12 protein-coding genes and 1 tRNA gene are annotated in these 11,706 nt (G+C 71.7%); 4 read left to right on the top strand and 9 right to left on the bottom strand.

All coding sequences use genetic code 11. The features are described 5' to 3' along the window. Window positions 1-56: 56 nt before the first annotated feature. Both HG542_RS29295 and HG542_RS29290 read right to left on the bottom strand, forming a co-directional pair. Window positions 57-449, bottom strand: a complete 393-nt coding sequence (locus HG542_RS29295; RefSeq protein WP_229922826.1) for a hypothetical protein — start codon at window positions 447-449, stop codon at window positions 57-59. 252 nt (window positions 450-701) lie between these two features. After that, window positions 702-776 (bottom strand) — tRNA-Val (locus HG542_RS29290). A gap of 170 nt (window positions 777-946) precedes the next feature. On the opposite strand from HG542_RS29290, the gene HG542_RS29285 reads away from it, so the two are divergent. From HG542_RS29285 to HG542_RS29275, 3 genes are read left to right on the top strand one after another with little or no spacing between them, the layout of a single operon-like run. Further along, window positions 947-1,714, top strand: coding sequence for a DUF4097 family beta strand repeat-containing protein (locus HG542_RS29285; protein ID WP_229922825.1), 768 nt, complete (start codon window positions 947-949; stop codon window positions 1,712-1,714). 51 nt (window positions 1,715-1,765) lie between these two features. Next, entirely contained in the window at window positions 1,766-3,175 is a 1,410-nt protein-coding gene (locus tag HG542_RS29280; protein ID WP_255316305.1) for a coiled-coil domain-containing protein, read from the top strand. 17 nt (window positions 3,176-3,192) lie between these two features. Next, window positions 3,193-3,402 (top strand): FmdB family zinc ribbon protein, encoded by a 210-nt coding sequence (locus HG542_RS29275; RefSeq protein WP_171086691.1) that lies wholly within the window; start codon window positions 3,193-3,195, stop codon window positions 3,400-3,402. 24 nt (window positions 3,403-3,426) lie between these two features. Here HG542_RS29275 and HG542_RS29270 read toward each other — a convergent pair whose 3' ends face one another. The 4 genes from HG542_RS29270 to HG542_RS29255 all read right to left on the bottom strand — a co-directional run bounded on the left by HG542_RS29270 (window position 3,427) and on the right by HG542_RS29255 (window position 8,563). Next, window positions 3,427-4,095: an O-methyltransferase gene (locus HG542_RS29270; RefSeq protein WP_171086690.1), complete on the bottom strand. Its 669-nt coding sequence runs from the start codon at window positions 4,093-4,095 to the stop codon at window positions 3,427-3,429. Between the two features lie 70 nt (window positions 4,096-4,165). Then, window positions 4,166-4,963 carry an HAD family hydrolase gene (locus tag HG542_RS29265; protein WP_308438085.1) on the bottom strand — a complete coding sequence of 266 codons (798 nt, stop codon included), beginning with the start codon at window positions 4,961-4,963 and terminating at the stop codon, window positions 4,166-4,168. After that, the gene (locus HG542_RS29260) at window positions 4,960-7,353 is read right to left on the bottom strand and encodes a phosphoribosyltransferase (protein WP_373313191.1); all 2,394 of its coding nucleotides are present in this window, start codon (window positions 7,351-7,353) and stop codon (window positions 4,960-4,962) included. Before HG542_RS29260 ends, HG542_RS29265 begins: the two co-directional genes overlap by 4 nt. A 49-nt stretch (window positions 7,354-7,402) precedes the next feature. Continuing rightward, window positions 7,403-8,563 (bottom strand): HpcH/HpaI aldolase/citrate lyase family protein, encoded by a 1,161-nt coding sequence (locus HG542_RS29255; protein WP_171086688.1) that lies wholly within the window; start codon window positions 8,561-8,563, stop codon window positions 7,403-7,405. Window positions 8,564-8,772: 209 nt separating this feature from the next. On the opposite strand from HG542_RS29255, the gene HG542_RS29250 reads away from it, so the two are divergent. Next, a complete protein-coding gene (locus HG542_RS29250; RefSeq protein ID WP_171086686.1) occupies window positions 8,773-9,483 on the top strand; it encodes a TerD family protein in 711 nt (236 codons plus the stop codon). 10 nt (window positions 9,484-9,493) lie between these two features. Here the strand turns inward: HG542_RS29250 and HG542_RS29245 are convergent, their stop codons facing one another. The 3 genes from HG542_RS29245 to HG542_RS29235 all read right to left on the bottom strand — a co-directional run. Further along, entirely contained in the window at window positions 9,494-10,240 is a 747-nt protein-coding gene (locus HG542_RS29245) for a TerD family protein (protein WP_373313190.1), read from the bottom strand. Window positions 10,241-10,351: 111 nt separating this feature from the next. Then, entirely contained in the window at window positions 10,352-11,500 is a 1,149-nt protein-coding gene (locus HG542_RS29240; protein ID WP_171086683.1) for a DUF475 domain-containing protein, read from the bottom strand. Between the two features lie 49 nt (window positions 11,501-11,549). Then, window positions 11,550-11,706, bottom strand: a 157-nt coding sequence (locus tag HG542_RS29235) for a TerD family protein (RefSeq protein ID WP_171086682.1), incomplete at its 5' end; no start/stop codon positions are given.

The following is an 11,706-nucleotide window of genomic DNA, read 5'->3' as shown; positions in this document are numbered from 1 at the left end:
TCGATCGAAGATTGAGCGCAGGGTGGCAGCTGTCGATGAAATAGCCATGAAACAGGTCAGGATGTGGGCGTGAGTTGGTCCCGGCTCGTGCTCTCGGGCGATCCGTGGAAGATCCAGGGCTCGCCCGGTCTTTCGGGTTTCCCGGCCACGATGCGCAGCAGCGGGACGTCTCCGTGGAACTCGACGAGCATCGCACCGTGCGCGTGGAGCCGGTGGATGGACTCGCGGACGTCGGCCTCGGCGTCGACCTTGCCGAACCAGCCGGCGATTTCCTCGACGGCCACAAGAACGCCTTTGTCGTCTCCCGTGATCAGGCCCAGCCTGCCGGTGTCGATCGCGACGTCGAGGTCGAGCGCGCACATCGGCAGCTCGGAGTCGTACAGCGGCCCGAGCCTGGCCATCCGCACCATCATGTCCCTGGCGTCGTCCGTCAGTTTGGGATCGTTCACAGCGTGGGAAGCGTCCGTGCCGCGCGGTACGCGGATCCATTCCTCGTATCCCCCGCCCGGCGGCTCCAGTTGGCGGAGCGTGTAGGCGGCCGGGTGCCGTCGGCGGCGGGGCTTGCCTGGTTTGTGTCGTCCCATGCCCTGGTCAACGACGACCCGCAGCAGTGCGTGGCTTCGGTCGGCCGACGGACATGCGTTCGTCCTGGCGGAGCTCGTCAGAAGCCCCGAAGCATGATCGCTCCGGGGCTTCGTCACTGGTGGGCACAGACGGATTCGAACCGCCGACATCTGCTTTGTAAGAGCAGCGCTCTACCGCTGAGCTATGCGCCCTCGCACGAACAGACAGCCTACATGGCCTGGCCCGCACCCCGGCAAACCTGATCAAGGCCCCTCGGGGTGGGGAAAACCCCACCCCGAACCCGGTAGCGCACCGGATCCACTACCCGGGCCCCCGTTTCTAGGGTCGAAGACATCAGTCAGGCCCCCCGAACGGAGTTCCCATGTCTCCCCGCACCGCCGCCACCCGCACCGCCACCGTGATCAGTGGTGTTCTGATCACCGGTGTCGCCCTCAGCGGGTGCGGGGCCAGTGCCGACGATGCCGCGCCCGAGGAGCGGACGTTCGCCCTCAGTGGGAAGGAGCTCACCGTGGACAGCGACAGTTCCGCCATCGAGCTCGTCGGCGGGAGCGGCAGCGGCAAGGAGGTGAAGGTGACGCGGTGGTTCGACGGGTGGGCCGTGGGCGGGTCCGCGGGGGTCACCTGGAGCATGGACGGGGACACCCTCAAGCTGCGGCTGCACTGTCGCGGGATCAGTGTGGGATGCGACGCCAAGCACCGGATCGAGGTGCCGCGCGGGATCGCCGTGCACGTCAAGGAGAAGAACGGGTCCGTCCGTGCCCGCGGCTTCGACAGTGATCTGAAGATCGGTACCGGCAACGGGTCCGTCGACGTGCGCGACACCGCCGGGCGGCTGGAGGTCGGTACGTCCAACGGGCGCGTGACCGCCGAAGAGGGCATCCGCTCCCGTCAGGTGTCCGTCACCAGCGACAACGGGTCCATCCGGCTCGGGTTGCAGCAGGTGCCCGACCGGGTCGAGACGAGGACCGGCAACGGTTCCACCCGCATCGCCCTCCCCCGCGCCGCCTACAACGTCGATGCGCACGCGGGCAACGGGCACGTCGGCGTCGACGTCCCGCGCGACGCCGCCAGCACGCACGCGGTGACCGCCCGCAGCAGCAACGGGAACCTCACCGTCACCGCCGGCTGAGCCACGGGCACGGCCACCGGCCGAGCCGTCCCCTCCCGGGCAGGTGGGAGAATGGCCCCTCGGGCCTGGGGAGACTCACCGGAGAGGGCAGACGGCAACGTGACGGCGACCTTCGCGCAATCCATACGGCACGCAGGACGGTCCGTTCGCGAGACCGCCGCGCTCGTGCTGCTCCCGCTTCCGCTCGCCGCCCTCGCCCTCGCCTCCTTCGCCGGCGGCGGCACGCGCCGCTGGGGGTGGGGCCGCAGCAGCGAGGCGCAGCGTGCCGATGCCCAGGCCGCGAAGGACGCGGCCGCCGCCGCGTTCTACGAGCTCGACACCGCCCAGCGCGAACTCCGCATCTCCATCGAGACGATCACCGCGGTGGACTCCTCCCCCGCCGCCCGCAAGGCGGCCGCCGACTTCGAGGCGTTCGGGCAGCGGATCGACGAGGTGTCGCACTCCTACATCGGTGCCGTCGATGCTCATGATCTCGACCGGGAGGACCTCGACGCCTCCGCCGCCTCCCGTGCCCGCGCCGACCTGACGCGGGCCAAGGACGAGCTCGTCCGCGTCAAGGGCGAACTGGAGCGGTTCGGGCAGAGTCTCGGGCCGCTGCTCGCGAGAGCCGAGAGCGAGCTGGCGCAGGTCGCCCCGGCGGTGGAGCGCGCCCGGCAGGGGCTGCTCGCCGCGAGCAACGCGCTGGACGCCGCACGGGCCGTGGGGCTGCGCGCCGACGACCTGGCCGCCCGGCTGGCCGCGCTCGCCCCCGAGCTGACCCTGCTCAACCAGGGCGCCGGGCAGCACGGTGTACGCGGGACCGTCGAGCGTGCCGAGCGTGTGCTGCGCGAGGCCGCGGCCATCCAGGACGAAGCCGGTCAATTGCCGCAGAAGGCTGCGGAGATCGACAAGCGGCTCGTCTCGCTGCGCACCCGCGCCCAGGCGCTCACCACGCGCGCGGGCGCCGTCGGCCCCGTCCTCAGCGAGCTGCGCCGCCGGTACAGCGCGGCGTGCTGGCAGGACCTGCAGCAGGTGCCGGACGAGGCCGAGCGGGCCGTGGCCCGCGCCGAGCAGGTGCTGCGCGAGGCGCAGGAGGCGCGGGACGAGCAGCGCTGGGCGGACGCGACGGCCCGGCTGGCGACGGTGCGGGCGCTGCTGAGCACCACCGACGAGGCCGTGTCCGCGGCCGGCGAGCGGCTGCGGCGGCTGGACGAGGTGTCCTTCGACCACCGCAAGGAGGTCGAGCGCACCCGTTTCGCCGTGCGCGACGCGCAGCGGCTGGCGATGGCCGGGCGCAGCACGCCCGATCCGCGGCATGCCGGGCCGCTCGACGCGGCGGTCGAGCGGCTGGAGCGCGCGGTCGCGGGGCTGGAGGGACGGCACCCGGACTGGTGGCGGTTCCTCACGGAGACGGAGGCCGTGCGCGAGGTCGCGGCCGGGGTGGTGCAGGCGATCCGGGACGAGCGGGGGCAGGGGCGCTGACGCCTTATGCTGCGGGCATGCCTCGTTATGAATACCGGTGCAAGGCGTGCGGTGACACGTTTGAACTGAACCGGCCGATGGCCGAGTCGTCCGCCCCGGCCGTGTGCCCTGCCGGGCACGAGGACACGGTGAAGCTGCTCTCGACCGTTTCCGTGACCGGCACCGCCGGGCCCGCTCCGCGGGCGGGAGGCGGCGGCTGCTGCGGGGGCGGCTGCTGCGCCCCGTAGGGGTGACGGGGCGGCGTGCCCCGGCTACCCCACCCGCCGCGCGAGCGTCACCCCGTCGGCCACGGTCAGCATCACGCTCTCCATCCGCCCGTCCTTCGCCGCGTGTTCGTTGAACGCGCGGACGGCCGCGCCCGGGCCGTCCGTCACCGCCGGGTCCACGACCGAGCCGCCGAACAGGACGTTGTCGACCACCAGCAGGCCGCCCGGCCGCAGCCGCGGGACGATCTCGTCCCAATAGGCGATGTAGCCGCCCTTGTCCGCGTCCAGGAACGCCAGGTCCAGGTGCGGCTCGGCCGGCATGGCCCGCAGGGAGTCGAGGGCGGGCGCGATCCGCAGGTCGATGCGGTCCGCGACGCCCGCCTCGGCCCAGGCCCGGCGGGCGTGGGCCGTCCACTCCTCCGAGATGTCGAGGGCGATCAGCCGGCCCTCGCCCGGCGGCAGCGCCTGCGCCATGGACAGGGCCGACAGGCCCGTGAAGGTGCCGACTTCCAACAGCTGCCGGGCGCCCGTCAGGCGGACCAGGAAGGCCAGCAGCGCTGCCTGCTCGTGCGGGACCTGCTTGACCGCCACGTCCGGCAACAAGGCATGGGTGGTGTCGACCACGTCGCGCTGCACCGCGTCCAGCGGCGGGTTGTGGGCCAGGACGTACGCGTACAGCTCGGGCGTGAGCGGGGCGTTCTTCAACTCGGGCACGACGTCTCCTCGTTGTGACGACTGCTGGCGGCTGCTGACAACTGCTGACGACTGCAGGCCGCCCACGAGATTACGTGCACGCCGCGGCGAAGGCGCGCGCAATTTCCTCGCCCGCCGTCACACCCCGCGCCGCCAGCGCCGTGACGTGCGGTGCCGTCCAGTCCAGGTCGGCCAGTTCGCCGTGGCCGGGGCGCCAGGCGAGGTCCGCCGCGAGCAGCAGGTCGGCGTCGAGCAGGGAGTCGCCCGCGGCCAGCACCCGGGCCGCGCCGGTGCGGCGGGCGACCTCGGCGACGGCCGCGCTCTTGGTGAGCGGTTCCGGCACGGCGTAGAGCTTGCGGCCCTGCAGGGACACCGTCCAGCCCCGCGGTGCCGCCCACTCCGCCAGGTCCGCGACCCAGGCGTCCGGCAACTGCCCGCGCTCCACGACGAGATACGCGAAGAGGTCCTCGGCCACGCGCTCCTTGAGCAGCCACGCCGGGTCCGCGGTGCGCAGCAGCCGCGTACGGACCTCGGCCAGCGTGGCGCACTCGGCGGCCAGCCTCCGCCGTACCGCCGCGTGCCAGCCGGCGTCCGGTTCGCCGTCGACGAGGGGTTGCCCGCCGTTCGCGCAGACGGCGAACCGCGGTGCGGGGCCGGGCAGTCGGACGCGTTCGTACTGTTCCCGTGTGCGGGTCGTCGTCGGGACGAAGACGGCCGTACGGGCCACCCCGGCCAGCAGCCCGGCGGCCGTGTGCGTCATGTACGACAGCGGTCTGTCCCGGTACGTCTCCACGCACAGCAGCGGCGACGTGCTGTCGGCGAGGCCGAGCGCGGCCTCCGAGTAGATGAGGGTGCGGTCGAGGTCGCTGGCGACCAGTACCGGCGTCACGGCGTCGGCACCGCCTTGCCGTCCGCGCCGGTGGCGCCGCGCGTGTAGCGGGGGTGGACGAGGCCGACGCAGCTGTAGGGCAGGCCGTCGGTGCCGTCGACCTCCTCGACGGGGACGCCGCGCTGTTCCGCCAGCAGCCGCACATGGTCGAGGTCGGCGCCCGCGCCGCGCCTGGCGAGGATCTTCCAGGGGACGCGGCGCAGCAGGACGCGGGTCGTCTCGCCGACGCCCGGCTTGACGAGGTTGATGTCGTGGATGCCGTATTCCTCGCTGATGCGCTCGACGGCTGCCCAGCCGGTCCAGGTGGGGGTGCGGTCGGGGGCGGCGGCGAAGCGCTTGGCGTCGAGGGCGACGTCCTCGGCGACCTCGGGGAAGCGGGCGGTGACGGCGTCGAGGAACGAGCGCGAGACGTCGGCGCCGGCCAGCTCGCGGTAGAACTTGGCGCCGTGGAAGTCGCCGGGGCCGACGAGGTCGGAGCGCAGGACCGTGCGCGAGACCAGGCCGGAGACGGTCGAGTTGAGGCAGGCGGACGGGATGAGGAAGTCGTCGCGCGTGCCGTAGGTGGCCACGCAGTGGCCGGGGTCGGCGAGGACCGCGAGGCGCGGGTCGAAGCCGTCGCATCCCTCCAACCCCTCGATCGCCTCGGCGAGTTCGCGGGTTATGGCGCCCTTGCCGGTCCAGCCGTCGACGAAGACGACGTCCGCCGGGTCGTAGCGGCCGGCCAGCCAGCGCAGCGCGTTGGCGTCGATGCCGCGGCCGCGGACGATGGAGACGGCGTAGTGCGGCAGGTCCAGGCCGTACGCGTACCGGGCCCAGCGGCGCATCAGCACGCCCACGGGCGTGCCCGCGCGGGCGAGGGAGACGAGGACGGGGCGGGGCGAGCGCTCCGCGAGGACGGTCTCGGTGACGACGCCGACCGCGCGGGCGATCCGGGCCGCGGAGGCGTCGAGGGCGGTGCGGTAGAGCGCCTGGTAGCGCGCGCTGGGCTGGTACTCGACGGGCAGCGACTCCGCGTAGTGGGCGCCGCCGCTCTGGATGGCCTCCTCCCGTTCCTCGGTGGGGGCTTCGAGTGCCACGGAGGACAGGTCCTGGAGCAGCCAGCCGACGTCCTCGGGGTCGTAGGAGGAGAAGGCGGGGCCGCGCAGGGGCTCGCCGGCGGCGCGGTGCGAGGGGATCACGGCGAGCAGGACCTTCCGGGTGTGGGCGGCGAGGCGGTCCGGCAGGCCGCCGGGGGCGTGCAGGGCGGGGGTGTCGCCGGCCGAGTCGACGACGGCGACGATCGCGTCGAAGCCGGCGCCGGCCACGTTGTACGCGTAGCGCTCGCCGTCGGGGGCGTCGTGGGCCGGGAAGGTGATCCGCGACCGGATCGCATAGCCGGGGTCGTCGACGGGGAGGACCGGTGACCGGGTGGTCGTGGAGAACCGCACGCCGTCCACCGACCGCTCCAGTTCCACGGCCAGGCGCAGGGGCGCGTACATCAACTCCTCGTTGCCGAGGACGAGTACGCGCCGCGCCCCCGGCGGGAGGGCCTCGCGGATACGGGCCGCCATGGCCGGAAGGGCGGCTTCCAGGCGGGCGCGGTGGGCGGGGGTGAAGCCGTGGCGGCCTCCGTCGGGGAGGCCGAGGGGCCACTGCAGGCCGACGCGGGAGACCTCGCCGCGGCGGGGCGGGTCCTCGGCGCGGGCGTCGTCGTGCCGGGCGACCAGTTCCCGGCCCCGCTCCAGCACACCCTCCGGCAGCCGGACCGTCCCGCTCGCCAGCGCGACGACGTCGACGCGCGCGCCCAGGTCCGCCGCGAACTCCTCCAGCCGCGCGCGGTCCTGCGCGGTGCGCATGTCGACCAGGGCGACGACCACGTACCGGTCGCGGGGGAAGCGCTCGTGCAGTGCGGCGATGGTGTTCAGGACCGTGCGGCCCGTCGAGAACTCGTCGTCGACGAGCACCAACGGGCCGTCGCACGCCAGCAGTTCCGGGTCCTCGGGCAGCAGCAGGTGCGACGTCGCGTGGCTGTGCTCCTCCTCGAAGCCGCCGACCGCGCGGACCCCGCGCACGGCGCGGCGCGTGGAGTGCAGGTACGGGGCGGTGCCGAGGCCGTCCGCGACGGAGTGGCCGAGGCCCGTGGCCGTCTCCGCATAGCCGAGCACCACCGCCCCCGCCGCACCGGCCCCGCCCAGCAACTCCCGTACCCGGCGGCCCAGATCGAGCCCGGCCCCGTACACCCGCGCGGGCGAGGCCGGTACATGCTTGCCGAGCACGTTCGAGACCAGCAGGTGCGCCCGCCGGGGGTTGCGGCGCAGGGCCAGGCCCAGCAGCTCCGGCAGTTGCCGGTCCCCTTCCAGGCCGACCCCGAGCCGGTCCGTGACCCACTGGCCCGACCACACGTCCACCACGCTCCGTTGCTCCTTCACGTCCGAGTCCCGTCCGCGTTCACGTCCGCGTTCACGTCCGCACGCTCGCCGACAGCAGTTCCACGAAGCCCACGTCCTCCCGCGCGACGCCGAACACCTCGGCGCGCAGCATCGTCCGCTCGGCCCAGGCCCGGTGCGGCTTCACTTCGTTCATCTTGTTCGTATACGCGGAGCGCAGCACTCCGCCGCCGTCGCGATCCGGCCGCAGGATGTCCTGCGCGTCGCTGAACTCCTCGTGGCTGACGACGGAGAGGGCGTGCACGGGGGCGACGTGGGAAGGGTGGATACAGGTCTTGCCCTGCAGGCCGTTGGCGCGGTCGAGCTGGATCTCGCGCAGCAGGCCGTCCATGTCGTGCTCGATCAGCGCGGCGCGCAGCGCCTCCGCGGAGCCGGCGAAGGGGCTGCGGCGCAGCTGGGGCTTGAACATCCGCTGGGGCTGCGGGAAGTACTCCCAGACCGGGCCGGTGACGGTGAAGCCGCTGCCGTCCGCGCGGCCGAGGACGTTGACGACGTCGGCGATGACGGAGGCGACGAGCTGCACGTCGTACGCGGTCATGTCGGGCGCGCGGCGCAGTCCGTAGGCGGAGCAGAAGTCGGTGACGCCGAGGCGGAGGGCCAGGACGCGGTCCCGGTGCTTCTCGACGGCGCGGGCGATGCCGCCGAGCGTCTCCGTACGCGTCTCCAGGTGCAGCAGTTCGGGCGATTCGAGGACGGGCATGGCGAACAGCCGCTGTCCGCAGGCGGCTTCGGCGGTGGTGAGCGCCTCCAGGAAGGGCAGGCCGCGTTCCTCGGTGAACTTGGGGAGAACGAATCCGGACAGCAGCCGCCCGGCCGGGCCGAGGCGCCGCATCAGGGCGGTGATCTGGCCGGGCTCGCGGACGCGGACGAACAGCAGCGGGAGATCACGGGTGGAGTCCGCGAGTGCGGTCAGCTGCCGGACGAGGTTCTCCTCCGCCCCGGCGACCTCGGCGTCCCCGATGGAGTCCTCCAGGCACAGGACCATGGACACCACGCCGCGCTCCGCCTGCTTGACGATGTCCGCGGCGAGCGTGCTGCGGGTGGCGGGGCTGTAGAGCGTGGCACCGAGGGCGACCGCGAGGGTGCGGGCCGGGGAGCCGGCGTCGAAGCTGCACGGCTCCTTATGGAACAGCCCATTCCGCACCGTGGGCGCAAGGTGGTCGAAATGCCTCATCAGTCTCCCCGTTGGGCCACGCCTCGACGCCTCCGGGAGTGCTGCCGGGCCCGGAGTGTGGCTGGTTATCGTACGTCCGGCGGGTGGTCAAGAGTTCCCCAAGCAACAGAAAAACTCCTGACCGGCGTCAACATGTCGAGTAGGAGCAGCGGGACGCGCGACACCCCCTGCGTTGTCCGTCGCCCGCGGAGGAAGGCAGGATTGCGGACATGACGCACGCGATGCTGAAGGGGTCGAACATCCCGCTGGACGCCCTGACGATACGGGCCGTACTGCGCTGGACCCCCGGCCCGGGCGTCCCCGACGTGGACGCCTCCGCCCTGCTGCTGGGCGATGCGGGACGGGTCCGCTCGGACGAGGACTTCGTCTTCTACAACCAGCCCCGGCACCCCTCGGGCCTGGTCCGGCACCTGCCGAAGAAGCGGCTCGTGGAAGGGATGACGGACTCGCTGGAGGCCGACCTCCCCGCGCTCGACGGCTCGGTGACACGCGTCGTGCTGGCCGCCTCCGCGGACGGCGGCCCCTTCGGACTGGTCAAGGACCTGTCCGTGCTGCTGTACGACATGGCCGCGGGCGGACCGGAGGCGGCCGCCGAGCCCGTCGCCCGCTTCGATGTGCAGCCGGAGACGGGCGACGAGACCGCCATGATCTGCGGCGAGCTGTACCGGCGCGGGGAGGGGTGGAAGTTCCGGGCGCTCGGGCAGGGGTATGCGTCCGGGCTGGTGGGCCTCGCCACCGAGTTCGGCATCTCGGTGGACGACGCCGCGGCCCCTGCGGGGGGCCCGGAGCCGGTGGCGGAGCCGCCGGTGCCGGTGCCGTCGTATCCGCCGGGGGCGGGGTACGGGTACCCGCCGGCGCCGGCCGGGCCGGCGCCGGGGTTCCGGTTGCCGCCTCAGGGGCCGCAGTTCCTGGCCCGGTGAGCCGGGGCGTTCACACCTTGGACTTGTAGCCCCTGCCCCACTGCAGCCCCCACCCGTACAGCCGGTCCAGTTCGCTCTGGAAGCCGTAGACGTACTTCATCTCGCGGCGGACCACGATGTCGCCGCCACGGTTCTCGATCATGACGACGGCGCACGAGCGGGCTTCCGGGGCGCGCTCGTGGAGTGCGATTTCGAGCTGGGGGCCGTTGCCGGGATACAGCGTCACCGTGGCGTGGGTACGGTCGAACGCCGGTGTGCCGTCATAGATGTAGACGAAGATCAGCAGGCGCTTGAACTCTTCGCGGTGGTCCATGTTGATGTAGATGTCCTCACCCGCGCCCGAGCCGAACCGGTCGTCGCCGCTGAGCTGGATGTACGGCGGGGAGTTGATGCTGCCCAGTATGTTGCCGAGCGGCTGCACCACCCCCTTCGTGCCGTCCTGGAGCTCATACATACAGGCGAGGTCGAGGTCGACGTTGACCACGGCCGGTCCCTGTGCCGCCACCACCTCGGGTGTGAACTTGCGGAACGGGTGCCGCAGTCCGGCGCCGAGCGAGGTGGACCGGTCGTCCATGAAGTCCGAGGTGCGCATCCGCCAGGACAGGTTGACGCGCAGATTGCCCGTGGCGGCCCCCTGCTTGGTCAGCGAGAACGTGTGGTGGCGCTTGGTGAGCTCCACCGCCCCGGTGCCGGTGACATCGAACTGTCGCGCGGCCCCGTACCCCCAGTTTCCGAAGAGCATTTCCCGGATCGTCATCGCGCTGTACCCCCACCGTCCGTAGCGTGACCGTGCCGTGAACCCGCGAGGCGGCCGCGAGGTGTTCCTCGCGGCCGCCTCCAGGGGAAACGTTCCTCAAATGTGCCGGGGTCACACCCCGGTGGCGACTTCCGCCTTGGTTTCGGAGCCATTGCCCGTGCCGCTCTCGCGGCGGTTGCGCAACACCGAGGAGAAGAACGCCAGTCCGATCAGGACGACGCCGATGAGACCCGTGACGACCTCGTTGATCTCGTACTTGATCGTGATGAGCAGAATGACGGCCAGCGCTCCGATCGCGTAGTGCGCGCCGTGCTCGAGATAGACGTAGTCGTCAAGGGTGCCCTTACGGACAAGGAAGACCGTCAACGAGCGGATGTACATCGCACCGATGCCGAGACCGAGCGCCATCGCGAAGATGTCGTTGGTGATGGCAAACGCACCGATGACACCGTCGAAGGAGAAGGAGGCGTCGATGACTTCAAGGTACAAGAACATGAAGAAGGCGGCTTTTCCGGCCAGTCCGACGACCGATGCGCCGCTCTTCTGCGGCAGCGCGGCCCCGTTCTCCTCGTTCTCCTCGCCGTCCTCTTCCTCATCCTCCAGGCGGTCCTCGAAGAAGCCCGAGATGCCGCCGACGATCAGGTAGGTCACCAGGCCGCCGACGCCGGCCAGCAGCACCGTCGCCGTCTTGTCGACCGTGCCGGAACCGCCGTGCACGGGGACCGAGGTGGCGACGGTGGTCGCGGCGATCAGCAGCGCGACCAGGGAGACGACGATCGACAGCGTGTCCAGCTTGCCGAGTCTGGCCAGCGGCTTCTCCAGCCAGGCCAGCCACTTGATGTCCCGGTCCTCGAAGACGAAGTCCAGGAAGATCATGAGCAGGAACATGCCGCCGAAGGCCGCGATGGCCGGGTGGGCGCTGGTGACCAGCTGCTCGTAGCGGTCGTGGTCCTGGACGGCGACCTTGACGGCCTCGATGGGGCCCAGCTTGGCGGTGATGGCCACGATGACGACCGGGAAGACCAGCCGCATGCCGAAGACGGCGATGAGGATGCCCAGCGTCAGGAACATCTTCTGCCAGAACGGGTTCATCTTCCGGAGGATTCCGGCGTTGATGACCGCGTTGTCGAACGAGAGCGAGATCTCCAGGACGGAGAGGATCGCGACGACCGCCAGCCCCTGCCACCCCCAGAGAACGCCGGCCAGGGCCAGTCCGGCCGCGGTCACGGCGAACGACCAACCAAAGGTTTTCAGGAGCACTGGTCGACCCAATCCTTCGCTGTTCGGGGAGCCGCGACGGGACGCGGCTTTACGAAACGTTGACCCCGAAGTCTAGAGCGATGCCACGCAGGCCGGAGGCGTACCCCTGGCCCACCGCACGGAACTTCCATTCGCCGCCGTAGCGGTAGACCTCGCCGAAGATCATGGCCGTCTCGGTGGAGGCGTCCTCGCTGAGGTCGTAGCGG

The sequence above is a fragment of the Streptomyces morookaense genome (assembly GCF_013030945.1).
GTDB lineage: Bacteria > Actinomycetota > Actinomycetes > Streptomycetales > Streptomycetaceae > Streptomyces > Streptomyces morookaensis.
Note: the sequence above shows the minus strand (reverse complement) of the source record. Positions and strands in the feature narration are given on the sequence as shown.